Raw genomic sequence first — 25,556 nt, 5'->3', positions numbered from 1 at the left:
TCGTGGCGCATCACGTGACTAAAAAGCACTCATCAGGTTTTCGAATCTTAGCTCGTGTTGCTTTTGACTGCTTGATCCCACGAACGAGCCATTCATAGGGTCATTCAACCAACTTAACCTGGTAAGCACTGGGAAGGTTTCCGCGCGGGTTAAACCTCATCATTTCAAATCCTTTTGCACCCAATTGCGGCAGGTATCAAGGGAAGAGCCAAGGATGAAATATCGGTCCAGACCTTCAGAACCGTTAGGGCGAGAAGGATCTGCCGATCTTGGTTATGTCGCGGCTGAGACGTGTGCCGGGATTTAATGGAATAAGATCGCTTCGCGCGGACAATCGCTTCAGCCGAGTCCCATGCGTGCTTCTAAATTTTCTGAGATGAAATGTGAGATCTGATCCGGCCCATGTTGAGGTGCGGTTGCTGTAGACGGCTTCTGCGAGACGGTCGACTTCGCTGCGCAGGGCTGCGTCCCCCGAACCTTCAACGGCTTCCTGCAGCGGAACTGCCGGCCACACTACACCTGACCATCGGACGAGGGCGGCATAGGTTTGTTTCGCATCATTGGACTGGGCCGCGTGAATTACCTGGCCAAAGTATGTTGCCTCCGAGATTTTGCGCTCTTTCCACCACGTAGCGAGCCGCGTGTAGACAGGACGCAGGAGCCATGCAAGAACAGCAAGCGCCAACGCTCCGACGATCAGCTCGAACCCGAGATGGACCTTCGAGCGATAGCGTCTCCACACGCCGATCTTCTCGACCGGCGCGGCGACAGTCGGTTCAGGCGGAGGAGGAAGCTCGACGACGTAGCTGGGATTGGCTGCTGCGGAAAACTTCGTCTCAGGCAGCGTCGCTGTGACAATCCGATGCGCACCGAGGTTCCACCACTTCAGCTCGATCGGCGGAAGCGTGTAGGCGCCAGCTTTCTGGATGAGGTACTTCGCACTCTCGACGCGCTGGCCATAGATGAAGTCCCCGCGATCCGTCTTTTGATCATGCGTGATGGGCTGGGCGATGTAGATGCGGACGCCGTCCGGCTGAACGAGTGAAAGCGGCGGAATCAGCATCGACTGCATCTTCGCGGCGGTGACGGTGATGGTTCGCTCGACTGAATCGCCGGCGCGAAGACCTTTCAGCGGACGCGACCATCGTTGCGTGATGGTGAGGCTCCTCGTCGGAAGAAAGTACGACAGATCCTTCGCCACGGCGGGAACGTCGGCGTGAAAACTGAGCGCGGGCAATGAAGGGTGCCCGATGGTGCTCTTCGGGGGGGCAATTGCGTACGGAACTGTTATCTGCACGGGAGGAAGACTGAAGTCGCCTGCCTGCTGCGGGTAGATGACGTAGATCTGCGTGATGCCGGCGTAGCTCACGCCATCGATCTGCGCATTGGAGTTTTCGGGCCGGTCCTGCGGGAGAACGACGATGGCATTCTCCATCTCGAACTCGGGAAACTCCGGGCTGCCGCTGAAGTAGTTAGGCACGAAGACGGAGACGACGAGCTGTACGGGCTGACCGACCATGATGTTGCTCGTAGGCTGGAGATGCGCGCGTACTACTGGCGCTTGCGCTACGGCAATCAGCGATGAGAGGGCTAGAAGGATTGCAACCAGGAGTGGTCTCATCGTCTTCGATCCTCGGCTGCCTGGATGGCGAAGCGTCTCCGCAGGAAATCTGCAGGCGTGGTCTGGATGTTGCGCATCCAGATGTCCGCCATCTTGGTGGGATCGGCCTTGATCTGCGTCCGCTTTCCGTGCTTCCCCTTCTCGTCGAACTTCGTCTCGTCGGGAGGAAGATTAGGAGCTTCCTCGTTCTGCTCGTCGTCCTTCTTCTCCTTCTTTACGACTGGAATGAGTGACTGGATGAGCGTGAGATTCTCCTGTGCCTCGGGCCATGGAAAGCGCCGTGCGAGCGCTTCGCGATAGGCGGCCACGGCCTCTGGATATTTGCCGAGATGCGCGAGCGAGTCACCCTGGTTGAACCATGCCTCGGCGGTATCGCTTAATGCGAAGGCGTTGAGTGCAGCTTCGTAGTCGCCTGCGCGTCCCGAGGCGAGGCCGCGCCAGAGTGGGTCGTCGAACTTTTCTGCGGCCTTCGTGTAGTCAGCCTTCTCAAAGTAGTAGCGTCCCTGCTGGTCGTGCGTCATCCACAGATCGAGCCATGAAAAGCTTGACGAGCCCATCGACGGTGGAAAGACAAAGACGATGGCAAGCGCGGTCGAAGTCCAGCGAATCGTCCAGCCCTTGCGAAACCAGAAGACGGCGAGGGCGGCGATGGGAAAGGTGAGCCAGTAGCCCTCGTCAATCCATCGGGTCTTCGAGTTCTTCTGCTGCACGGATTTAAGGTGATGCTGCACGTGGCGCTGGATCCATTGGATGTCGTCGTCGTCGAGCGTGAGTGTGGTGGCGTCTATGTCGATCTTACTCAGCGAGCGCAGAGCGCTGACGTCAAGTTTTGCGAAGACGCGTCGTCCGGAATGATCGTTGAGAAAGCCGTTGCCTGACACGCGAATTGGGCCGCCTGCCGAGGTTCCCGCTCCGAGAACGAGGAGATCGTTCTGCTGGTCCGGCTTTGCGTTGAACCGCCGAAAGGCGGGGATCGCGGTGGGTTCGATGCCATCAGTGACGAAGAGAACCGTGCCGGGAACGGCCTCGTCCTTGAGGAAGTCTTCGATGGTTTCGAGCGCCTTCGTTGTGTCCTTACCGTGGCTCGGCATCAGCGAGGTCGCGAGTGAATCGAGATAGAGGTCGAAGAGCGAGTCGTCGGTGGTGAAAGGCAGAACCATGTGCGTGGTGTTCGCGTAGACGAAGAGCGCGGTGCGGCCCCCATTGCGTCGCTTCAGTAGGTCACGTAGCTTGAGCTTTGCGCGCTCGAGGCGCGTGGGGTTGAGGTCGATGGCGTTCATCGTCTCAGAGAGATCGAGCGCGATAACCAGGGGTGCCTTGTCTTCAGTAAACGGCGGTTGTTCATGCCGCCACGCTGGGCCGGCGCACGCAAGCGTTCCGAGGAGGATGAGCAGCGAGATCATGTGCACGGGACGGAACCGCCAGGGGCGTTTGCGCGCGACGATAAGGTGGTCCAGAAGTTCGGGCTCGATGTAGCGCTTCCACCGCGCGCGCGCGTTATCGCGTATGGCGAGCGAGAGATAGATGACAGGCACGGCGAGCAGCAGCCACAGCCAGTGGGGACGCAGGAAGTGAAGCGTCTGCCACCACTCGCTCATACGTGCACCTTGAGGACTTCGGAGATCGCGGCCTTCTCGGGATCGCGCCGACGACGGAAGAGCTGCGGGCCAAAGCTGATCAGCAGCATTAGCAGATTGTGGCCGACGAGCAGAAGCACGGCTGCGCCCAGCGGAACGATGAAGAGCTCGCGGCGCGGCTGATAGCTCAGCCTCCTGAAGTTCTGCGGCGTGATCTTATCGAGCGTGGCGTAAGCCTTCTCGAGCTCGACGCGGTTCTCTCCGTGGAAGACCTGTCCGCCGGTGGCGCTGGCGATCTGATTGAGCGCGCCGTAGTCGACCTTGTCTTCGCCGGTGGCGCGCGGGTCGCCGAGGCCGACGACGTGGATGGTGATACCGTGCTGCTTGGCGATCTCGGCAGCCTTGCGGGGAGGCATGCGGCTTCCGGTGTCGTTGCCGTCGGTCAGTAGGATGAGCACGCGCTGCTTCGCCTCGCTCGTGTTGAACTGCTTGATCGCGAGTCCGATGGCGTCGCCGATCATCGTCTGTGGTCCGGCCATGCCGGCCTCGATCTGAGACAGAATCTTTAAGCAGGCGTCGTGATCGAGCGTGAATGGAGTTACGGGATACGCTGCTTGACCGAAGACGATGAGTCCGATCTGATCGTGCTTGCGCGTGTTGATGAAACTGCTGACGACCTGCTTGACGGCATCGACGCGACGCATGCGCTTGCCGTCGGCGGTGCGGAAGTCAGGCGCTTCCATCGACTGCGAGATGTCGAGCGCGAGCATCAGGTCGCGGCCGGGCTCGATCTTCTGGATCGGTGGCTCGATGAATTGCGGCCGTGCGAGAGCGATGACGATGAGCGCCCAGCAGATGGGAGCGACAAGCTTCTGCAGCCAGTTGGTGTGCAGGATGACGGCATGTGGCTGCGGCTTTAGGCCGAGCTTCGTCGTGATGTAGTCGAAGAAGGTTAGGCGCAGAGAATCCTGTTCTTCTTTGTAAGCAGGCAGTAGCCAGTAGACGAGCAAAGGCAGAGGTAGCAGCGTGAGCAGCCAGGGATGCTCAAGCCTGTACATGATGGCTCCCGTGCGTTTTGTGCTGATTAATCCAGGTGGCTGCGGCGCGACGCAGCGTGGCCTCATCTTCGCTCGATAAAGGAGCCGGACTGAGCGCGAGCTCCTCAAGGCGGTTGGCAGGCGCGTATTGAAAAACATCGCTGCACGACGAGTCGTTGAGGAATGTCAGCCATGCCTCGCCGCTGAGAGCAGCTACCTTCTCGCGCGGCCACGCGGATAATGCGGTGCGCTTGAGCAGCTCCGAGAAATGTTCCGGGCTTGCCGAGGCAAGCTCGCGCAGAGCCTCGCGACGATAGCGGTCTGCGATCCATCGCCGTAAAACATTCACGACGAGCCACGCCATCAACAGCGCCGCGATCGCAAAGACGACGTACCATCCGATGGTCTGCGGGATCCATGACGGTGGAGGCGGCTGGTAGAAGTCATGCAGCTTGTCGAGCGGCGCTGTCATACGCTCCTCCTGCGACTGGCGATGTGGCCGAGGAGGTGGCGGAGCTGCTCGGAGACGTCTTCGGCGGTGCTTAACGGGAGCACGGGGATGTTCAGCTCATGTTGCCACGCGAGGATGTTGCGCATGCGTTGATCGGAGGCGTCGACGATGCTCTGGCGAATCATCTGCTCGCCGAGGCGCAATTCGACCTGGAGCTCGCCGTTGCTGACGACGAGCTGTTCGGACGCTGGAAGCTGCACGGCCAACGGATCGTAGGCGAGGCAGCAGATGACGTCGTTGGACTGAGAGAGGTGCAGCATGAGGTTGCGTGTGGTTGCGTCGGCGCCGTCGAAGTCGCTGGCGATGAGAATAAGCGCGTCGTGGTGGCAGACACGTGCGACCTGGTTGAGCACCTGGTTGAGCTTTGCAGGTTGAGCAGGCGTAGGGAGATCGCCGCGCAGCAGGTGGTTCTGGTGCGCGATGCGTTCAAGCAGGCGCAGGACTGTTGTGCGGCTGCGGTGCATAGGGATCTGTTCGGTGGTTGAGTCGTTGAAGACGAAGGCGCCGACGCGGTCGCCCTGCTGAAAGACGCGCCAGGCGGCGAGCGCGGCGGCCTCGGCGGCAACAACGGATTTCATGGAGCGTTTGCTGCCGAAGAACATATTGATGCGCTGGTCAACGACGAGCATGGTCGGGCGATCGCGCTCCTCGGAGTAGACGCGGATGTAAGGCTTCTGCGTGCGCGCGGTGACGCGCCAGTCGATCGAGCGGACGTCATCGCCGGCGACGTAGTTGCGCAGCTCCTCGAAGTCGAGGCCGCGGCCTCGAACGTGCGAGGCGCGACGGCCGAAGAGCAGGCTGTGTACGGGCTGCGTATGGCGGAGCGAGAAGCCGCGCGCCTTGTACTCCAGAGCGACGAGCGAGTCGAGTTCGGCGTAGGCTCCCATGCGATGAGGTCTCGTTTATGCGACGGCGACAAGCTCCACGATGCGGTCGATAACCTTGTCAGGCTTGATGCCCTCGGCCTGTGCGTCGTAGCTGAGTAGAAGACGGTGGCGAAGGACGTCATGCGCAATGGCCTGCACGTCGTCGGGCCGCACGAAATCGTGGCCATGCAGCCAGGCATAGACGCGCGAGCACTTGTCGAGGCCGATGGTGCCGCGCGGGCTGGCCCCGATCTGAATCCACTTGCGAAGGTCCTTGTCGTAACGTTCTGGGGTGCGCGTGGCCTGGACTAGGGCGACGATGTAATTCTCAACGGACTCGGCCATGTGGACGGCGTGGATCTCCCTGCGGGCATCGAAGATAACCGATTGCGCTACCTTCTCCGGCTTCACGGCGGGGCCTGCGGGTTCGTCGCTTTGTTCTTCATTGCGGACGAGCAGCATGATGTCGCGCTCGGATTTTTCCTCTGGATAGTCGACGTAAACGTGCATCAGAAAGCGGTCGAGCTGGGCCTCGGGGAGGGGGTAAGTTCCCTCCTGCTCGATAGGATTCTGCGTGGCCATGACCAGGAAGAGCGGCGGAAGGGTATGGGTTGTTCCAGCAACGGTGACGTGACGCTCCTCCATGGCCTCGAGCAGGGCGGCCTGCACCTTGGCAGGGGCGCGGTTGATCTCATCAGCGAGTACGAGGTTATTGAAGACGGGACCAGGTTGGAATCGGAACTCTCCCTTGCCTTCAGCGGTGTAGTAGACCTCGGAGCCGGTTATGTCGGAGGGCAGAAGATCCGGGGTGAACTGAATGCGGGAGAGCCCAGCGTCAAGAAACTTCGAGAGCTTTTTGATTGCGCGCGTCTTAGCTAGGCCGGGAAGACCCTCAACTAGAAGGTTACCGTTGGCCAGCAGCCCGATGAGAAGGCGCTCGATCATGGCTTCCTGGCCGAGTACAGTTTGTCCGATCTGATTCTTAAGGTTGAGGATCGAATCGCTTGGCGCCACATCACTCTCCGGTCAGCTGATTTTCAGACGACTGTCTGAGAACGTGCACTCATGACCCTGAACGATACCGAAGCTGCCCAGAACAATCAAATTGGCGATAAGACCGCCATCGCTCTCGATGTATTCCGGCGCGACTAAATCCAGTTAAATTCTCTGTGTGCCTTTTTCGCAGTGAGAAGGAGTCGAACTGGGAAGGTGCATACTGCGTACCAGCGATGATTAGTTGGTCAGGATGTATCAAGGCGGGTGAAATCTCTAACCAACTTTTCTCAGGACTTGACTGGTTTCCAATTTTGCTTGCCTCCTCAGACACAGCTCCGTCAAAGGCCGTCTTCTAAAAGGCGCGGCAATTAGTGGGAGAAATTTCAAGGTGCATCTCGATAGCTATAACCAGCTGCCGTACCTAACTGGAGCGCAGCCGCACGCTAGTCGTGACGAATGGAAAGAAATCACCTGACCGCCGCCGGTAGACTTCGACTATGTTCCTCGAAGCACGGCCGCTGAGAATGTACGTCAGCCCAGAAATCACACGGCAAGTATGCTTGTTACAAGCATCACGATACTTTGGTTGCTGGTCGAATCTGCTGTCTCGTTGTTCGCCGCATCTGGTTTGCACAATCTGTCACTCGCCGCGGTTGGCGGTGACAGCCTCGTCGAACTGAAGTCGCCGCTCTTGCTCGTCGCTCATTTCGGTCCGAAGTTGCCAGTAGCGAAGGCTTAAACCGATCATTTATAGGAGATTAATATGCGCAAACTTAAAAATCATCGAGCACATCTCGCTCGATGGCGTTGTCCAGACCACCAGCGGTCCCGATGACGATTTCCCATATGGCGACTGGACCGCGTCGTTTCGCTCGCCTGCCGGGCTACAGATAGTCACCGAGATGTATGGCAAGACCTGCGACTTGCTGATTGGCCGTCGCACCTATGATTTGTTGGCGAATTATTGGCCGAAAGCACCGAAGAATCCGATGGCGGACCGCCTGAACGCGGCGACGAAGTACGTCATCATTCACAGACCAGAGAGTCTAGAATGGGGCCCCTTCGAGGCCATAGGACTGGACCTCGTGGATGGCGTACGTCGCATTAAGGCCAAGAACGGCCCGGACCTCGTCCTCCCGGGCAGCTTGACGCTGACTTCTGTGCTGCTTGAGCACGGGCTGGCGGACGAGGTGATTCTGCTGGTCAATCCTATTGTGCTGGGCAAAGGCAAACGCTTTTTCGCGGATGGGGCGCTGCCACGCACTTTGCGCTGGGCAGCACGCAGGCCTTGCCGTCGGGCATCCTCGTCAACGTCTACAAGCTTATTCCCGCGCTGGCCGAAGAGGCCGTGTCGCGCGTCAAGCTGGAACGTGAGATCGAGATTGCCCGCGAGGTACAGGAGCGATTGTTCCCGCAGACGTTTCCTCAGGTTGCGGGCGTAGAGATGGCCGCGCACTGCAGGCCTGCCCAGGTTGTCGGCGGCGACTACTACGATCTCATCTCAATCGGGCGCGGCTCGCTGGACGAAGCAGGGCATGTGCCCGGCGAAGACCTCTCTTCCGCCAGCCGAACAACGGCGCACAGCTGTAACCGCCTGGGTATCGCGATTGGCGACATCAGTGGCAAGGGTGTCTCCGCCGCGCTATTGATGGCCAGCCTTCACGCCAGCCTTCGCGGTCAAACGCTGAATGGCGCGGGCGATGTGGGGATCAAGATGGCCAATGTCAACCGCCTTCTCTACGATGCGTCCGACTCCAACCGCTATGCCACGTTCTTCTACGCCGAACTGGATTGTGACTCGCGCACGTTGCACGACGTGAATGGTGGACACAATCCTCCTGCAGTGCTGCGCAAAGAAGATGGCGGTTGGCAGGTGTTTCGCCTCGAAGGGGGTGATCCCGTCATCGGGCTCCTTGCCGGCGGCCTATGAGCCGCAGAGGATCCACTTGCTCCCCGGAGATGTTCTCCTGGCCTTTACTGACGGTATCAGCGAAGCCATGAATGCCGCAGAGGACGAGTGGGGTGAAGACCGGATGATCTCCGAGGCGCAAGCGAGCGGCGACCTGAACGCCGCGGAGCTGATGCAACGCTTGTTTCGTACGGCAGACACCTTTGCCGCTGGCGCGCCGCAGCATGATGACATGACGCTGGTCGTGCTGCGGATCTCAGTTTGAGATCCATCCCGTTTATCCTCGGGATCAGGCAATTAGTGCGATCGCGTCACCTTCCGTGACATGTGTGTCTTCGTACGACAGAACCTCGCGAATGATCCGCCTCTCCGCAGATGAACCTTGTGGCCTGCCGTAATCTGCCCATCTACATCCAGTCGATTCTGCAAAAGAAATCATCCCCATTGCTCGGCCCTTGACCCAAGACCGAGCTTTGAGGGCGCCAATCCATCTCTTTATGAATTTTGAAAGGGGGAATTTTGGATCTGATCGTAAAAGTTGCTGCGTTTGTAGTTGCGAATGAAGTGTGCACAGATGTCCTCATTGCAGGTTGCTTCTGCAGTATTGGTCTTACGCTCAAAGCCTCCGAGAAATGCCCTAGCAATGCTTTGCTTGAAATCGACACGAGGATACTCTGCAACCACCTTCTTCCGGATATCTTCCGGAAATTCCTGATATCCAATGCCCAAGACATCAAGCCCTACGCCGTTATAGAGCAACTCAACCTCAAGGGGCTTGTAGGCTGCGATACCAGGCGTTGTGTGCAATGCGATCGCGTCCCACGCCGTCTGAATTCGCGCGACCGGCACTTGGTGGTGCTCAAGAAATTGCCGAACGGCATTCGCGCTATCGACTTCAAAGCGGTCCGACTCGCTGCTGAATTTTTTTAAAAGTCCAAGGTCGTGGAAGGCGGCACAGATGAAGAGTAGTTCCACGTCGAAACGTTCCCCTGCTTGACGGCCTTGCTCGCTGGCCCAGAAGAAGACACGATGCGAGTGGTTGAAGAGAAGAGGAGTACTAAATTCACGAAGAAGACCAGTGGCCTCACGCGTCAGCTTGCTATCGGGAACTCCGGGCTGAACCTTCTGATATTGTTCCGCTGGGGTTGGCACAGGAATGACAAGCTTGGGCTTGCGGAAAGTAGTAGGTGTTTGGGAGCCGCCCTGTGCGAGACCTACCTCGGTGGGACCGGCGGCGGATGCGATGGGAGCGCTCTTGAGGAAAAGACGGCGCGTAACTGACATAATCAATCTCCTTGGGCATTGGTTTTGGGTTGTGGTTAGTTACTCATCGCTGACGGTCAAAACACCTTCGAGGTCGGTCTAGTTCATGCTTTAGACACAGTTTAGAATCCGCTCCCTGATGCAACAACGACGTAGATACGTCATTTTCGGACATATGCCTACTCGCGATATTTGAGAGCCATGATCTGAATTTGCTGTATCCATGTCATAGGCTCCCCCGAGGGATATGGTTGTATTGCAGACCGGACCGTCAGACCCAGACTGACAGAAGCAAGTCGCGTCACTGTTGGCTTACCCTACCGTTACGGAGATCGGGAGCGGTCATTGCCCACATATCTCGAGGCCCATTAACTAGAGGAACGGATCATAATGAGTGTTCGAATCTGGGGACCTAATCCTTAGGTGTCTATTTGCTGTTTTGAGCGCAGACCCGCAACCCATTGGGGTGACGTGCATTGAATGGCTACCAGACTGTGCGAACGTGGGCTTCTAGTGGTCAGATCTCGAAATTTCGTAGAATGCAGAATGCGAAAAGTCGTGATCGTAGGTCCTCCGCCCGTTCAGGTGTTGGATGTAGTGGGTCCAATGGAAGTCTTCTGTAGCGCACCTGGCTATGAGGTGCAAATCGGAAACCCTGGACTAGAAGACTCCCTGCTTACTCATCGAGGGCTTTCGCTTACGGGTGCCATTCCAATCAAGGAGATAAAAGGACCGATCGACACCTTGGTGATCGCTGGTGGAGCCGGAGCCGAAACTGGAGTCTATGATGAGGAGTTTGTCTCATGGATTGCAGAAGTTGGCGCGCGTTCTCGGCGAGTGGCTTCCATTTGTACTGGGGCATTTTTACTAGCAGCGGCAGGTCTTCTCGATGGAAAGGAGGCCGTGACGCATTGGCGTTTTTGTGATCAATTGGCAAAAGAGTTTCCGAAGGTCAAGGTCCGTCCTGAACCAATCTTCTTGCGGGACGGATCGGTATATACGTCTGCTGGTATTACCGCCGGTATCGACCTGTCGTTGGCGCTTGTGGAGGAAGATCATGGGCATCGACCTGCATTGGACGTTGCCCGCTTCCTCGTGATGTTTCTTGTGCGCCCAGGGGGACAAGCGCAGTTTAGTCATATGTTGTCTCGGCAGGCCATCACTTCGCAACCCCTCCGTGAACTACAGGTGTGGATGTTGGAGAATCTGCGAGAGGACCTTTCGGTCGATCGATTGGCCGAGAAGATCGGCATGAGCCCGCGGCACTTCACTCGAGTCTGCCTCAAGGAGACAAAGATGAATCCTGGACAATTTGTAGACAGAATGCGTGTAGAAGCAGCTCAACAGTTGATCGATAGCTCAACGATGGGGCTGAAAGAAATTGCCGATGAGTGTGGTTTTGCCACGGCAGACTCGATGCGCCGAGTCTTTCTGCGTGTCCTTGGGATCACAGCAGGCGAGTATACAAAGCGGTTTAAGAGTACCGCGGCGGAATCGCGGTGAGTTCACTGCGAATTAGGCAATTCCAAATCACTTCTTCGATTTCAAAAAACAGGATACCTGTCTCTTTGAAGTGCGGGAAGAGCCCAAATTTATTGGACGATTTGTTGAATTCCGGTCCACCGTTCGCCGAGATAGTGAGGCAGGGCAACCGACCCCATAAGACCGCTACACGAGAAAACGATAGCGCAATATTTGGTTGCTAATTACAACCCGAGGACTATGACCCGTCGATCGCAGAGGACGAAGCGAGATCCCGCGGTATCGACGCGATCAACGATGAGATATTTGCTGCCGGTGTCAGGATTTTCGTTGGCGGCCCGCAGACAGAAAGGGGGCAACGAAAGCTTTGAGAGTCCCGACATCCAATTGCTGCTCTATCTCTACAATGTGCACTTGATCGAGCAGGACAATGAAAGATGCGTTTCTTATATGTTGACTATTACTGACTTCGCCATCCGCCATGCACCTCTCTGCTTTGAGGACTCTTTCTCAACGGTCTCTCGTGACCCACCGCAGCAGGGGAAATCCCACCTGACCGGGCCAGCGTGAATGTCCGTGAACGGAGAGAGCAGTCCCATCCCAGGGATGAAAACCGAACCCACGGATAAATGGTTTGCTGTGTTGATTTTGGGGAGTATTTCAACTGCCGGATAGGTATTCGGTTGTCTGTAAGTGTTACATTTTGTGCAGCGAGTTCGTATGCGTCAAGTTGACCTCTCGACGGGAGAACTATGGCGGAGCGGCTTCAGGATCAAACTTCAGGGGCAGCCCTTCCGGGTTTTGACGGAACTAGTGCAACGTCCCGGCAAGGTTGTCACCCGTGAGGAGTTGCAAGAGAGGGTTTGGGAGAAGGGGACAAATGTCAACTTCGACCGCTCTCAGGCCATAGCTTTTAATAAGGTCCGCGAGGCGCTGGAGGATAACGCCGACAATCCCCGCTTTGTAGAAATGCTGATCCGGAGGGGATACAGATTTATTGCCCAGGCGACGCTTCGGGACATTCCATCCGCGGCAACTGTTCCGCTGATTCCCTGGATGCGTCACTGGATGAGGAGGTGTTGGTATGCGTAACCGATCCATTTGGCTTCTCAGTTTCGCTATCGTGCTGTCATCGTCTGGCGTCGACGCGGAGCAGCAGGTTCATGTCGCTTCGAATGGTCTTACTGCAACCTCGAACGGGGTAACGCTTGAGGTGACTGCTTTGCAGGACGACAGGCTACGGGTGCGCGAGTGGAGGAATGCTGCTTTCGAGGATGCATCATGGGCAGTGCTGCCGGAGAGCCGCACTAGCCGGGTGACGGTGAGTCCGGATGAGCAGGGATTTCGTACCCAGAAGCTGTCGGTCAAGGTTGACAGTGACCTTCATCTGGTGATCAGTGATCTGAGCGGTCATGTTTTGCAGGAGGATGCCGGAGCGATCGAGTGGCGTGGCGAAGGCTTCAGAGTCTACAAACGACGCAGCGATAAGGAGCACTTCTTTGGGCTTGGCGATAAACCCGGGCCGCTGGACCGGACGAGCGAGTCCTTTACTCTGTGGAACACAGACAGTTTCGGATGGCAGGAGTCGACAGATCCGATCTATAAGAGCATCCCGTTCTTTTTAGGAGTGAGAGAGGGGCGGTACTATGGCGTGCTCTTCGACAACACTTGGAGAACCTCGTTCGACTTTGGTCGTGAGGACGATGAAGTGTACAGCTTTGGTTCGCAGAATGGTCCGATTGACTACTACTTCCTGTATGGGCCGGAGCCGCGCGATGTGATGGCGGCTTATGCGTGGCTGACGGGGCCTTCGCCCCTGCCGCCGTTGTGGTCGTTCGGCTTTCAGCAGTCACGGTACTCATACTCGCCGAAGTCGCAGCTGATGGATGTTGCCGCGCGGCTGCGGAAGGATAGGATTCCGGCGGATGCTTTGTGGCTCGATATTGATTTTCAGAAGGACAACATGCCCTTCACAGTTGATCCGCAGCGTTTTCCGCGTTTTCCCGAGATGGTGAGCCAACTGACCAAGGATCATTTCCATCTTGTCGTGATTGCCGACCTGCACATCGCGCAGAAGCCGAACGCAGGTTATGCGCCGTATGATTCGGGGACGGCAGGCGATCACTTTGTGAAGAATCCGGATGGGACGACTTATGTGGGGACAGTGTGGCCGGGGCCTTCGGTATTTCCTGATTTCACAAGGCAGCAGTCGCGGCAGTGGTTTGGAACGCTGTACAAGGACTTTGTAAAGGACGGCGTCGCAGGTTTCTGGGATGACATGAACGAGCCGGCGGTATTCCGCTACCCGTCGAAGACGATGCCGCTGGATGTGCGGCATCGCATCGAGGAGCCCGGATTTGCGACTCGCACTACCAATCACCGGGAAGCACACAACATCCTGGGCATGCAGAACAGCAGGGCAACCTACGATGGCGTGCTGGCGCTGCGTCCCAACGAGCGGCCGTATGTGATGACTCGCGCGAGCTACGCGGGCGGCCAGCGGTATGCCGTGACCTGGACGGGCGATAACAGCTCGACGTGGAATCATCTACGCATGACGATTCCGCAGCTGATGAACCTGGGGTTGAGCGGCTTCAGCTTCGCAGGCGCCGATGTGGGCGGATTCGCCGGATCTCCTCCTGCAGATCTGTTGACAAAGTGGCTTGAGGTGGCTGCGTTTCAGCCGATTGATCGTGACCACTCGGCGAAGGGAACGCGCATGCATGAGCCTTGGGTCGATGGTCCTGCGCATGAGGCGATGCGGCGGAAGTATATCGAGGAGCGCTATCGTCTGTTGCCATACATCTATACGGTAGCGGAGGAGACATCGCACGATGGAATGCCGATGATGCGACCGTTGTTTCTGGAGTTTCCTCACGCCATGCCTGATGGCACGCCGATGGACCTGATCGGAGGTGGTGCAGAGTTTATGCTGGGGCCGGACCTGCTGATAGCGCCGAATCCATCACCGGAGGAGATTGCGCCGTATGAGCTGCACCTTCCGCCGGGAAGATGGTATGACTACTGGACCGGCACGCGGGTGGGTAGGGAATCGCAGGTACAGGCCCGCGATGCAGAGGTGCGGGATACTCTGCTTCAGGGTGAGCACATCATGCTGAAACCGGACCTGGCAACGATTCCCGTCTATGTGCGCGGAGGATCCATTTTGCCTTTGCAGAAACTAGTGCAGAGTACAGACGAGGCACCGGGCGGGCCACTTACACTTCGCATATATGTGCCGACACAGAACCAGCCCTGCCAGGGCTCTATCTATAGTGATGATGGACATTCGTTGAACTATCGTCGAGGGGAGTACTTTCGTCTGAATACGACGTGCCGCGTTGCTCCTGATGGCGCAGTCACTGTCACGCTGAATGCCCCGCAAGGCGACTATCGATCGCGATGGAAGAGTATCCGAGTAGAGCTAGTCGGCACGCAGCGTACTCCTTCGGCTGCAACCATCAACGGGAAAAAGCTCTCCACTTCGCTAACGGGCGGATTTCCGGGTGCGACTTTTGAAATGCCCGTTGACGCAACTGAGATTATGTTTCGCTGAATCGAAGGTCGGGATAGAGCGAACTTACTGGTTGCTAAGTTGAACGGGAAGCTTAGTGCTCAGCGGGGACACTCGCGGAATGGTCTTGCACTTGCGGACTTGCATCGACGGCCCAGCTTCCACTCAAAACTACGGGCAAGGTTGAGCTACCTCCTTTGTGATTGTGAGCGGCTCCTGCTTGAAGTCTATGAATCAAGCCAAATTGCTGAAACAACTTGGTTTATCTTCTTATGCCTTTCCAGCTGCGACATAAGAAAGCTTTCATGCAATTTTTTGAAATATCTATTTCCCTGGCATGAGTAAGAAGCCTATTCTGCTTGGTGCTGCTGGAACGGTCTTTACCTTTCCGCAGGAGTCTTTTTAATGAGCGCAGATATGAGCATTGTCCACGAATCCGCACAAGTGAATACAACAGGCGGTACCGATTTCCTTCCCCTGAAAGGGATCGATCACGTTGAGTTCTTCGTCGGCAACGCCCGTCAAGCTGCTTATTTCTACCGCGCTGCCTTTGGCATGTCGCTTGTGGCGTACGCCGGCCCCGAGACGGGCCAGCGCGACCGCGCTTCGTACGTCGTCCAGCAGGGCAAGGTACGCTTTGTGCTTACCACTCCTCTGCGCAGTGGCAATTCTATCGCCGATCACGTCCATCTCCACGGAGATGCTGTTCGCGTGATCGCTTTATGGGTGGACGACGCCCGCCTCTCATGGCAGGAGACCGTCAATCGTGGAGCGGTCAGCATTGCTGAGCCACACATGCTGTCCGACGACCACGGTCAGGTTGTACTCTCAAGTATCCGCACCTACGGCGATACCATCCATACCTTCGTTGAGCGCAATGCCTACAATGGCAAATTTCTCCCTGGCTTTCGCACTCTAGACGAAGACCCCATCGCCAGGCCCGTCGGCCTTTTACACATCGACCACATGGTCGGCAATGTCGGCTGGCACGAGATGGATGAATGGGTGAACTTCTACTCCAACGTGATGGGCTTCTCGCTCTATCAGCACTTCGACGACAAAGATATCTCGACGGAATACTCCGCGCTCATGTCTAAGGTCATGTCCAACGGGAATGGCTATGTCAAGTTCCCCATCAACGAGCCGGCCGAAGGCAAACGCCGATCTCAGATTGAGGAGTATCTCGACTTTTATGGTGGTCCTGGAGTTCAGCACGTTGCGCTTGCCACCAACAATATCGTCCACACCGTCAAGAAACTCCAGGATCAGGGCATAGAGTTCCTTCACGTCCCCCACACCTACTACACCGAGCTGCAGAAGCGTATAGGCACGATCGATGAGCCGATCGATGAACTCGAAAAGCTCGGCATTCTCGTCGACCGCGACGATGAAGGATACATGTTGCAGATCTTCACTCGCCCCGTTGAAGACCGCCCCACGCTGTTCTATGAGATCATTCAGCGCAAAGGGAGTCGCAGCTTCGGCAAAGGCAACTTCAAGGCACTCTTCGAGGCTATCGAGAGGGAGCAACAAGCGCGCGGCAACATGTAATTGGAGAAGATCATGTCTACCGAGATACTTTCAGCCGCAGCGCCCTATATCATCCAGCAGGACTATGCGGCTTACACCGAGGAGCAACACCAGACATGGGCCGAACTCGTCGACCATCTCCTTCCCGAGATAGAAAAGCACGCTGCGCAGGAGTATCTCAACGGTTTTGAGATTATCGGCCTTGAGCGCGACCGCTTGCCAAATCTCGCATCTATCACCGAACGACTTGCCCCCAGGACAGGCTGGAGCTCCACGCCCGTCAGCGGATTTCTTCCCGCGCCCGCATTTTTCGAGATGCTGGGCGCACGGCGTTTCCCGACCACCATCTGGCTGCGCAGCCGCGAATCGCTCGAATACACGCCGGAGCCAGACATCTTTCACGATGTCTTTGGCCATGTTCCCATGCACGCGCACCCTGTCTTTGCCAGCTTTCTGGAGCACTATGGCCGCGTCTGCGCATCCATCTCCGACGCCAACATTCTCGAAAAGCTCGGACGCATCTTCTGGTACACCGTCGAATTCGGATTGATCCGCGAACAGGGCAAGATCAAAGTCTACGGCAGTGGCCTTATAAGCTCTCGCAGCGAGTGTCGGAACGTCGTGGATGGTCATTGCGCTGTAAGAGAGTTCGTTCTTGACGAGGTGCTCAATACACCGGTCAAGGTGGATGAACTTCACAAGCTGCTTTTTGTTGTAAGCAGCTTCGATCAGATCTACGAATCCATGCACGAAGCAGAGAAGCGAGCCCTAAGCGGCCGCCTGTAAAGGGAGGTTCATGTCCACTGAAATCGAATACCAATCCGGCTTCGGTAACGAGTTCTCCTCCGAAGCCGTCGTCGGAGCGCTGCCAATCGGCCAGAACGCACCGCAAAAACATCCCCTCGGTCTCTATACAGAACAGTTCAGTGGAACGGCATTTACCGCACCTCGCGCCGTGAATCGCCGTACCTGGACTTATCGCATTCGGCCATCGGTGACACATCACCCGTATCAGGAGATCCCTTCCCGCCTGATTCGCAGCGGACCCTTTACGTCAGTTGTCACTACTCCGAACCAGCTGCGCTGGAACCCCCTCCCCCTGCCGGAGCAACCAACTGATTTCGTGGATGGCATCATCACTCTCGGCGGCAATGGCGATCCCGCGATGCAAACTGGCGTCGCCATTCATCTTTACGCGGCCAATGCCTCGATGAAGGATCGCTTCTTCTATAGTGCAGACGGGGAGTTCCTTTTCGTCCCGCAGCTCGGTTCTCTACGCCTTTATACCGAGCTTGGCATCCTGGAAATCGCTCCGGGCGAGATTTGCGTGGTTCCTCGTGGTCTCAAGTTCCGCGTCGAGTTGTTGGACGAGCAAGTCCGCGGCTACCTCTGCGAGAACTATGGCCAGCCTTTCCGACTGCCAGACCTAGGCCCTATCGGAGCAAATGGCCTAGCCAACCCTCGCGACTTCAAGGCCCCGACAGCCGCTTACGACGATCGCGAAGGCGAGTTCCACATCACCGCCAAGTTTCTTGGGCATCTTTGGTCTGCGTCAATCGATCACTCCCCTCTCGACGTTGTCGCATGGCACGGCAATTATGTTCCCTATAAGTACGACCTCGCCCTCTTCAACTGCATCAACACAGTCTCGTTCGATCATCCGGATCCATCGATTTACACTGTGCTGAGCTCCCCCACAACAGCGCCAGGCACGGCAAACTGCGACTTCGCCATCTTTCCGCCACGCTGGATGGTTGCAGAGCACACCTTTCGGCCACCGTGGTTTCACCGCAACCTTATGAATGAGTTCATGGGCCTCGTCCGTGGCGCGTACGACGCCAAGGCCGAAGGGTTCGTGCCCGGTGGCGCAAGTCTCCACAACTGCATGGCTGGTCACGGCCCCGATTCGGAGTCCTTTGAACGCGCTACAGCGGCGGAGCTGAAGCCGCAGTATCTCGACAACACGCTCGCTTTCATGTTCGAAACTCAGCTCGTCGTGCGGCCTACTGAATTCGCCATGAACACAAGTATCCTGCAACACGAATACTACGAGTGCTGGCAAGGTCTCAAAAGGCACTTCAAACCCGGATCAACCGGCAGATGAGAATACAGATCGACGCACAAGCAAACGGCCCGTTGAATGAAGACGGGAGCGCAATCCGCGCTCTGCTCGCCGACTTGATTGACTATGCGGGTCTTTACCCACCTGCCGGCCTCGATATCATCTCTGCCGTGAGCAATTATCTCTGCTATAGCCAGAGCAAAGATTCATTCATGTTGGGGCGCTTCGTCGTGGATATCAATCGATTGCCCGAACTGCGCGACATCGCAGGTAGCTCCATCGGCGATCTGCGGCTAAGCGTGATTGTTTCACCAGCTACACAGTGGGATATCCTGCCAGCCCTTCTCGGCGAAGGCTTCCTTATCGACTCCATCGAGGTTCGCGCCGAGCAATCTTCTGAGATCGAGCACATCGGCAGACAGATACCCGCAGGCATGACGACATACTTCGAGATTCCGATCTTCTCCGCAAAACCTGAAACACTCGATGCTATTCCGGCCGGCGGACGCGTCAAACTGCGCACCGGAGGACTCGTCGCCGAAGCGTTTCCTCCATCCGAAGCTATCGCGAATATACTCCAGGTCCTCGCTATCAGACGTATCTCCTTCAAGGCCACGGCAGGCCTGCATCATCCCATCCGCTCCTGCAAACCTTTCACCTATGCGCCAGATAGCCCAACTGGCATGATGCATGGGTTTCTCAATCTCTTTCTCGCCGCGACGCTCCTCTACTATGGTGGTTCTATCGGCGCCTCGGAGCAGCTCCTTCACGAAGAAGACTGTGGAGCCTTCTCTATCTCCTCGGAGACCATTGCCTGGAGATCGTTCAGCTGGACTGCCGATCAGATCCGGACCGTGCGCAAAGAGTTCGCCATCAGCTTCGGTTCCTGCTCTTTCGAAGAGCCGATTCACGATCTGGAGGCGTTGGGATGGCTGTCGTGAAACAGAGTTGGATCGAATCCGCCAATGATCCCACCTCCGACTTCTCTCTTCAAAACCTTCCTTACGGAGTCTTTGGCTATCAGGAGAAGGACCATATAGGCATCGCTATCGGCGACCAAATCCTTGACCTCTCTGCCTGCGCCAAAAATAATTTGTTCTCTTCTCTTCCCAAGAACATCATCGCAGCGTGTTGCGCTGAACGGCTCAACCCACTAATGCATCTCGGCCCTGTGGCATGGTCAGCCTTGCGCCGGCAAGTCTCCGGCCTGCTCGACTCAGGCCAGGCCGACAAGAAGGCTGTCAAGCAACACCTCATCTCCATGCAGCAAGTGGCTATGCAGCTTCCCGTCCAGATTGGCGACTACACCGACTTTTATGCGTCCATCCATCATGCCACCCGCGTCGGCCTTCTCTTCCGCCCTGACAATCCTCTGTTGCCAAACTACAAACACGTTCCGATCGGCTACAACGGCCGTACTTCATCCATCGTCGTCAGCCGTGAGAACATTCACCGTCCATCCGGACAGACCAAATCTCCCACTGCGGCATTGCCCACCTTCGGCCCCACGCACTCCCTCGATTACGAACTCGAGGTCGGCATCTTCATTGGTACAGGTAACTGCCTGGGCGAGAGCATTCCCATCGCTGAAGCAGAACAACATATCTTCGGGCTATGCCTGTTGAACGACTGGTCGGCACGCGATATTCAGTCATGGGAGTACCAGCCTCTTGGGCCGTTTCTATCGAAAAATTTCGCTACGACCATTTCTCCGTGGATCGTTCCCTTTGAGGCACTCACTCCCTACCGGGTCTCTGCTCCCACACGCGACAGTGGCGATCCTTCGCCGCTCCCCCACCTGACACCTTCGCCCAATGCTCGGGATGCCATCGACCTCATCCTTGAGGTTTATCTTCAGTCCGGTCAGATGCGCGACGCCAACCAAGCTCCCATACGACTTAGCCAAGGCAATCTGCTTGATCTCTACTGGACAATCCCACAATTGATCACGCACCACACCAGCAATGGGTGCAACCTGCGGCCGGGTGACTTGCTTGCCACCGGAACGATCTCCGGCCAAGATGCTGGCACTGAAGGTTGTCTGCTTGAAAAGGGACACAATCTTAACCCTATCCGCCTGCCCACGGGCGAAGTACGAACTTTTTTGGAAGACGGGGACCAGATTATCTTTCGCGCTTACACGCACAGGCCGGGACTGCCCAGAATAGGATTCGGCGAGTGCATCGGCACGGTCCTCGCCTGATGCGCTGGCAAAAACCAGTAGTAGCTAACGGTGCTGCAGTTCATTCAACTACCTGAAGTGATCGCAGTCGGCTGACTCAGCGATTTGCAGTGGACGATAAGTTGCTATTGGGCTATTCGGCCTACGAAACACTTCGTCATTCGACAGATGCCAGTCGGTGAAAGATGACATTCAATGAAGCATCTGATTTTAGTTGTTCCTATTCCATGGCGTCACCGCGATTTGAGCCCTTGATTTTTTTCGTCTCTACAATCTGAACAAAGCCTCAGGCTTGTTAGTTTTGTGACGAGCGATTGCAAGAGTTATTCAAGAGGTCCAAAGATAGGGCTTCGATGACGCGATCTCTACATTACGGTTTTGTTGTTTTCGCTCTCCTGGTAGGGGGTGCGTGTACTTCGGATGCTCAAGGCAGGGATGCCACAGCTGGCAGCCGCATCTTTTCCACCAATTGCGCAGGTTGTCATGGTTCGGACGGCCGCGGCGGGGAGCGGGCTCCAAATATTGCAACGGCGCGGAATGTGGCTGCGCTTGGAGACGGGGAACTGGCCAACTTCGTTCGCAACGGCATTCCCGGGGCCGGGATGCCTGCATTCTCTTTTCTTGGTGATCGTGGCATCTCAGACGTTATCGCTTATCTGCACGTGCTGCAGGGTAAAACTGACGCAGTCGAAGTGAGCGGAGATGCGACGGTGGGACATACGCTCTTCTTCGGCAAGGCCGAATGTTCAGGATGCCACATGATGGATGGCGAGGGTGGTTTTATTGCCTCCGACCTTTCGGACTATGGAAGTGGCACCGCACCGGAGCATATTCGGACAGCGATCGTCGAGTCTGAAAAGGTAGTGAGCCCGAAGTCAGAGGTGGTTGGGGTACGCACGGTCGAGGGTGAGAGCGTGCGTGGGGTGCTGCGTGTGGAGGACAACTTCACTCTTGTTATCCAGCTTGAGAACGGCCGCTACCGCCGATTCAAGAAGGACGATTTGACCGATGTCCATCATACTGGTAAATCTCTGATGCCCACGGACCACAAGAGCGGGCTCTCGCCTAAGGAGCTGGATGATCTTGTTAGCTATCTGGTTCGATCGGCAATATCGATGGCTCCTGACGCAGCGCGGAAGAAGACTAAGGAGAGCCAATGAGTTGCTCCAGCTTACTTCGGGCCCTTCTGGTAGGAGCGCTAGCGGCGACGAGTTATGCGGCGACTCAACAAAATGCGATGAGACATGAGTTTGCGCTCGAGGCGGATTCGCCTGCCTTCTGGAGTTTGGTGGCGAAGGACGCAAAGCCGGCGATCATGGGCTCGGGCTTCGGGTTCACAGAGGGACCCGTTTGGGAGCCTGGCGGCACCGTGCTGGTAAGTGACGAGGAGAGAAATGAACTTTGCCGGATGTTCGCCGATGGCCATCATGAAACGGTGATGAAGCTAGGAGACCCCGACGGCAATACGCGGGACGGCGAGCAGAGACTGATAGTAACGGCAAGCGTGCTGCGCTCGATTATCCGCTTGACTCCGGACCAGCGAAGCTACAGTGTGCTGGCCAACCGATACCGGGGGATGAAACTGAATGGCCCCAACGACGTGACCCTAGGGCCTGACGGTGCTCTATATTTTACCGATCCGACTCTGGAGCTAGCAAAAGGCGAGCGGCAGGAAACTCCGTTCCAGGGTGTCTACCTCCTTAATGGCAAAGGCGAACTTACTTTGCTGATTCGCGATCTTGCGCAACCGAACGGGCTGGTCTTATCGCCGGACGGAAGATATCTCTACGTAGATGACACGGAGCAAAGGACGATCTGGCGCTATCAAAATACCGCCGAGACTGCGTCCGAACTCGGCAGCATAGTTTTGTCCCAGCACGCGGAACTCGTTGATAGAATCCACGGAAGGGAACACGCCAACGCCGGAGTTGCCATTTACTGTCGGAAATCCGCCGGGGATTCCGTCCACCAGCACGTCCGTGTAGCCTTGCCGCGATCCATTGATCGAGTAGCTCACGGAGTTGTAGTTATTGCCTACCGAACCTGAGAACCCGGGCGTTAGTGCGATGAGCGAATATGGATTGCGCGAATTCAGCGGCAGATCGCGTATCGACCTGCCCGTCACCACGTCGCTTAGCGTCGCATCTGTCGCCTGGATTGTATTCGTGTCAGCTTGCACCGTGACCGTGCTGTTCGTTGAGCCCGGCTGCAGCGCAATGTCCTGACTTGCCTTCTCCCCCACGTCCAGCGTAATCCCGTTTTGCACATAGTGGCCAAACCCGGTCGCATCCACTCCCAATTTATAGCTGGCCGCAGGCAAATTCAACACCGTGTATTGTCCGCTCTCATTGGTCGTTGCCGTTTGCGAGATGTTTGTCGCAACGTTCGTCACTGTTATCTGGGCGCCGGCAATTACGGCTCCGCTCTGGTCGCGCACAATACCGGTCATCGTTGCGTTCACGGCCTGGGCAAAAACTCTGGCTGGCGACGCGGCGAGAAGGAGAAGAAGAATCGAAAAGATGAAGCGTAAGCGAAGCATGGCCATCCTCATAAGACAGTTTTCTGAAGTGATGCAGCATGGTTTATGCGAGGCAGAAACGGATTACGTTGGGCTAGCCGTACTCTAGGATCCCCGCGGCATACTCCGCCCCGGTGTTTCACGGTGAAACCGGGAAACACCGATGCAAGCCATTTGAGATCATTGATTTATCGCGTGTTCACGAGCCGCGGTTGCAACTGTTGCAACCCGTGTACGTAACATCCCGTTCACGCAATTCGTCTCTACTGGATTTAGTCAAAATGTCCACACTGGAAACCACGGAGCGCACAGAGCATGAACCCCGACAATACAGCGGGGACGAACGATGGGAGCTGGCGCGTCGTGTCGCCAGATCAGCAACCTTCTCCAAGTCTGAGCAGATGCCAAAGCTTCTGCTCTATGTCTGCAAGATGACAATCGCAGGCCATTCTGACGAGATCAACGAGCAGCGCATCGGTGTCGATGTCTTTGGCCGCTCCCCTAACTACGATTCTGGCGTAGACGGAATCGTCCGCTCCCATGCAACGCGCCTTCGGCAACGCCTCGAACTCTACTTCAACAGCGAAGGCAGCCGCGAGATCATGAGGATAGAGATTCCACGTGGCGGATACGTACCTCGCTTCTACACCCTTGAAACGCCCGCGCAGCCCATCGCAGAACCGGACCCGCTTGAGTTTGTTCCTCTCGTCCCGACGGAAATCGTTACCCCGGCTCTCCCTGCGAAGCTTTCCGGCAGGGGTTGGATCAAGCCTTTTTTCTGTGGCCTCATCGTCGCCGTCATTGCGGCCGCCGTTTTCCTCCATCTCCGGCGCGATGCCGTTCTCCAATCCGACTCTTCCCGCGCCAAACAGTCAGAAGTAGAGCGTCGATTCTGGAGCACACTCTTTCCCGCGAACGGACGCACCTTCATCGTCCCCGGCGACAGCGGCCTTGTGCTCTACGAAACCGTTACGGGCCATGAAATTACTCTTGCCGACTATATCAATGGTGGTTACCGCGACCCCAACGCGCAGACCGCAGTACCATCCTCCGCACCCCACGCCCTCACTACGGATCTCGCATCCCGCCGCTACACCAGCTTCGTTGATCTAGGCATCTCCTCCCAGCTTTCGCATCTGCCCCAATGGAGCCGCGAACACGTGGAGACGATCTTCGCCCGCGATCTGCGGCCTTCCGATGCCAATGCCTCTAATCTCATCCTCATCGGTTCAAGGCAGGCCAATCCCTGGGTCTCACTCATTGAGCCGTCGATGAACTTCGTTCTGAAGACAAGTGGCAATGCAAAGTTCTATTTCCTCAACCGGAACCCGCTCGCAGGGGAACAACAACAATATTTACCTTCGGAAGGATCGGGAAACCTGGGCGCATCCAATGTCTTCGGAGACGTAGCCTATCTTCCCAACCCCAGTGGCCAGGGCATGGTTCTAGCTCTCAGTGGCCTGTGGATGTCGGGGACACAATCTGCCGCCAACTTCATCTTCAAGCGACGCGACTTCGCCGACTGGCTCAACTCCATCGCCAACGAAGATGGAACCATCCCACCCTTTGAGCTTCTTATAAGCACAAAGAACCTTCAGGGAAATGCTACATACTCCTCAATTATTGCCAAAAGAGTTTATAAGGCTGAACACGGTGAAAAGTGATCCAGGTCATCTATGGATTAGCAATAAGAAGCCATAACCGCTCAATGCGTCATGAATGACGTGAAGGTCGTAGGTTGAACTTTTGCTCAGGCCATCATTCAAAAACACAGCATTAGTCAACCACGAGAAACCGCAAAGGCCGATCCGCGGCCTTTCGAATTCCAATGCGGGGCGTCACCTGGATGGCTTTCGGCACCTCGCCATCATCAAGTATCTGCAGATCTGAACTGGCTAATGTTAAATCGACGCCGTTCCGTTCTTTCCGCGAAATTCCCAGTGCCTGGCAAAGTCGGCCTGGGCCGCCGGCCAAAAGCCGTGGTCTAGCTTCAACTGAGAGATGTCTCAGCCGAGCCATGCTTTCGATTCCTTCAATGGGTGCGAGTGCTCGAAAGAGCACCCCCCCTGGTTCTCCGTCGGGCAAGCAAGAAACGTTAAGACAGTAATGCATGCCATAGATGAAATAGACGTAGGCAATTCCTGGAGGTCCAAAGAGCACTGCATTACGAGCTGTGCGCCCGATCGAAGCATGCGAGGCAGGATCTGTAAGGCCTAGGTAGGCTTCTACCTCAAGGATACGTCCCGTCAACCACTCTCCTCTTCTTCGGTGAGTCAGTAGTTTGCCGAGAAGATCGGGCGCCACGATCTCTGGCGAGCGTGCGTAGAACTCTCTTGGAAGAATGTAACGGCGAGACAATATATTCCTCCTTTACTCTGTGAAAGAGCTACAGATGCGATCAATTGCATCCGTTCGTTTGCAAAGATGTTGTACTCTGCAAGAGATCATTATCAACAACATACTGGAGAAAGATGCTGAGCTCCAGAGT

Annotated in this window: 22 protein-coding genes and 2 pseudogenes; 15 read left to right on the top strand and 9 right to left on the bottom strand. The window is 56.4% G+C overall.

Translation table 11 applies throughout. The annotated features are described in order from the left end of the window. Positions 1-244 precede the first annotated feature (244 nt). The 6 genes from AC5S26_RS13315 to AC5S26_RS13290 are packed head-to-tail and all read right to left on the bottom strand — an operon-like array spanning position 245 to position 6,626. The gene (locus tag AC5S26_RS13315; RefSeq protein WP_494185377.1) at positions 245-1,621 is read right to left on the bottom strand and encodes a BatD family protein; all 1,377 of its coding nucleotides are present in this window, start codon (positions 1,619-1,621) and stop codon (positions 245-247) included. After that, the gene (locus AC5S26_RS13310; RefSeq protein WP_494185376.1) at positions 1,618-3,219 is read right to left on the bottom strand and encodes a VWA domain-containing protein; all 1,602 of its coding nucleotides are present in this window, start codon (positions 3,217-3,219) and stop codon (positions 1,618-1,620) included. The genes AC5S26_RS13315 and AC5S26_RS13310 overlap by 4 nt, the downstream gene beginning before the upstream one ends. After that, positions 3,216-4,256 (bottom strand): vWA domain-containing protein, encoded by a 1,041-nt coding sequence (locus AC5S26_RS13305; protein WP_494185375.1) that lies wholly within the window; start codon positions 4,254-4,256, stop codon positions 3,216-3,218. The genes AC5S26_RS13310 and AC5S26_RS13305 overlap by 4 nt, the downstream gene beginning before the upstream one ends. Next, the gene (locus AC5S26_RS13300) at positions 4,243-4,707 is read right to left on the bottom strand and encodes a DUF4381 domain-containing protein (protein ID WP_494185374.1); all 465 of its coding nucleotides are present in this window, start codon (positions 4,705-4,707) and stop codon (positions 4,243-4,245) included. The genes AC5S26_RS13305 and AC5S26_RS13300 overlap by 14 nt, the downstream gene beginning before the upstream one ends. Next, positions 4,704-5,633, bottom strand: coding sequence for a DUF58 domain-containing protein (locus tag AC5S26_RS13295; protein WP_494185373.1), 930 nt, complete (start codon positions 5,631-5,633; stop codon positions 4,704-4,706). Before AC5S26_RS13295 ends, AC5S26_RS13300 begins: the two co-directional genes overlap by 4 nt. 15 nt (positions 5,634-5,648) lie before the next feature. Continuing rightward, positions 5,649-6,626 carry an AAA family ATPase gene (locus AC5S26_RS13290; protein WP_494185372.1) on the bottom strand — a complete coding sequence of 326 codons (978 nt, stop codon included), beginning with the start codon at positions 6,624-6,626 and terminating at the stop codon, positions 5,649-5,651. 725 nt (positions 6,627-7,351) lie between these two features. On the opposite strand from AC5S26_RS13290, the pseudogene AC5S26_RS13285 reads away from it, so the two are divergent. From AC5S26_RS13285 to AC5S26_RS13275, 3 genes and pseudogenes are all read left to right on the top strand, one after another. Further along, positions 7,352-7,819 (top strand): annotated as a pseudogene (locus AC5S26_RS13285) (dihydrofolate reductase family protein); the annotation flags it as partial. Positions 7,820-7,896: 77 nt separating this feature from the next. Then, positions 7,897-8,538, top strand: coding sequence for a PP2C family protein-serine/threonine phosphatase (locus tag AC5S26_RS13280; protein ID WP_494185371.1), 642 nt, complete (start codon positions 7,897-7,899; stop codon positions 8,536-8,538). Between the two features lie 16 nt (positions 8,539-8,554). Further along, positions 8,555-8,782 carry a PP2C family protein-serine/threonine phosphatase gene (locus AC5S26_RS13275; RefSeq protein ID WP_494185370.1) on the top strand — a complete coding sequence of 76 codons (228 nt, stop codon included), beginning with the start codon at positions 8,555-8,557 and terminating at the stop codon, positions 8,780-8,782. 230 nt (positions 8,783-9,012) lie between these two features. On the opposite strand, the gene AC5S26_RS13270 is transcribed toward AC5S26_RS13275, so the two are convergent. Then, entirely contained in the window at positions 9,013-9,801 is a 789-nt protein-coding gene (locus AC5S26_RS13270) for an HD domain-containing protein (protein ID WP_494185369.1), read from the bottom strand. A 525-nt stretch (positions 9,802-10,326) separates the two neighbouring features. On the opposite strand from AC5S26_RS13270, the gene AC5S26_RS13265 reads away from it, so the two are divergent. From AC5S26_RS13265 to AC5S26_RS13215, 11 genes and pseudogenes are all read left to right on the top strand, one after another. Further along, on the top strand, positions 10,327-11,283 hold the full coding sequence (locus AC5S26_RS13265) for a GlxA family transcriptional regulator (RefSeq protein ID WP_494185368.1): 957 nt from the start codon (positions 10,327-10,329) through the stop codon (positions 11,281-11,283). 276 nt (positions 11,284-11,559) lie between these two features. Then, positions 11,560-11,832 carry a hypothetical protein gene (locus AC5S26_RS13260; protein ID WP_494185367.1) on the top strand — a complete coding sequence of 91 codons (273 nt, stop codon included), beginning with the start codon at positions 11,560-11,562 and terminating at the stop codon, positions 11,830-11,832. A 150-nt stretch (positions 11,833-11,982) separates the two neighbouring features. Continuing rightward, positions 11,983-12,354: a winged helix-turn-helix domain-containing protein gene (locus tag AC5S26_RS13255; RefSeq protein ID WP_494185366.1), complete on the top strand. Its 372-nt coding sequence runs from the start codon at positions 11,983-11,985 to the stop codon at positions 12,352-12,354. Beyond that, a complete protein-coding gene (locus AC5S26_RS13250) occupies positions 12,347-14,818 on the top strand; it encodes a glycoside hydrolase family 31 protein (RefSeq protein WP_494185365.1) in 2,472 nt (823 codons plus the stop codon). The genes AC5S26_RS13255 and AC5S26_RS13250 overlap by 8 nt, the downstream gene beginning before the upstream one ends. A gap of 363 nt (positions 14,819-15,181) precedes the next feature. Then, positions 15,182-16,327, top strand: coding sequence for a 4-hydroxyphenylpyruvate dioxygenase (gene hppD / locus AC5S26_RS13245; protein WP_494185364.1), 1,146 nt, complete (start codon positions 15,182-15,184; stop codon positions 16,325-16,327). Between the two features lie 12 nt (positions 16,328-16,339). Further along, on the top strand, positions 16,340-17,092 hold the full coding sequence (locus AC5S26_RS13240) for a phenylalanine 4-monooxygenase (RefSeq protein WP_494185363.1): 753 nt from the start codon (positions 16,340-16,342) through the stop codon (positions 17,090-17,092). Positions 17,093-17,102: 10 nt separating this feature from the next. Next, positions 17,103-18,410 (top strand): homogentisate 1,2-dioxygenase, encoded by a 1,308-nt coding sequence (gene hmgA, locus AC5S26_RS13235; RefSeq protein WP_494185362.1) that lies wholly within the window; start codon positions 17,103-17,105, stop codon positions 18,408-18,410. Then, entirely contained in the window at positions 18,407-19,309 is a 903-nt protein-coding gene (locus tag AC5S26_RS13230; protein WP_494185361.1) for a hypothetical protein, read from the top strand. The genes hmgA and AC5S26_RS13230 overlap by 4 nt, the downstream gene beginning before the upstream one ends. Further along, positions 19,297-20,571, top strand: coding sequence for a fumarylacetoacetase (gene fahA, locus AC5S26_RS13225; protein ID WP_494185360.1), 1,275 nt, complete (start codon positions 19,297-19,299; stop codon positions 20,569-20,571). Before AC5S26_RS13230 ends, fahA begins: the two co-directional genes overlap by 13 nt. Positions 20,572-20,903: 332 nt before the next feature. After that, positions 20,904-21,710 (top strand): c-type cytochrome, encoded by an 807-nt coding sequence (locus AC5S26_RS13220; RefSeq protein WP_494185359.1) that lies wholly within the window; start codon positions 20,904-20,906, stop codon positions 21,708-21,710. Continuing rightward, positions 21,707-22,333: pseudogene (locus AC5S26_RS13215) on the top strand (SMP-30/gluconolactonase/LRE family protein); the annotation flags it as partial. The gene AC5S26_RS13220 and the pseudogene AC5S26_RS13215, both read left to right, overlap by 4 nt. Here AC5S26_RS13215 and AC5S26_RS13210 read toward each other — a convergent pair. Beyond that, positions 22,313-22,999 carry a carboxypeptidase-like regulatory domain-containing protein gene (locus tag AC5S26_RS13210; protein ID WP_494185420.1) on the bottom strand — a complete coding sequence of 229 codons (687 nt, stop codon included), beginning with the start codon at positions 22,997-22,999 and terminating at the stop codon, positions 22,313-22,315. The pseudogene AC5S26_RS13215 and the gene AC5S26_RS13210 sit on opposite strands and share 21 nt — an antisense overlap. Positions 23,000-23,349: 350 nt before the next feature. Between AC5S26_RS13210 and AC5S26_RS13205 the strand changes: the two genes are divergently transcribed. Further along, entirely contained in the window at positions 23,350-24,732 is a 1,383-nt protein-coding gene (locus AC5S26_RS13205) for a hypothetical protein (protein ID WP_494185358.1), read from the top strand. A gap of 112 nt (positions 24,733-24,844) precedes the next feature. Here the strand turns inward: AC5S26_RS13205 and AC5S26_RS13200 are convergent, their stop codons facing one another. Then, positions 24,845-25,426 carry a DNA-3-methyladenine glycosylase gene (locus AC5S26_RS13200; RefSeq protein ID WP_494185357.1) on the bottom strand — a complete coding sequence of 194 codons (582 nt, stop codon included), beginning with the start codon at positions 25,424-25,426 and terminating at the stop codon, positions 24,845-24,847. Between the last annotated feature and the right edge of the window lie 130 nt (positions 25,427-25,556).

The organism is Edaphobacter sp. FHG110511_03 (genome assembly GCF_059115365.1).
Note: the sequence above shows the minus strand (reverse complement) of the source record. Positions and strands in the feature narration are given on the sequence as shown.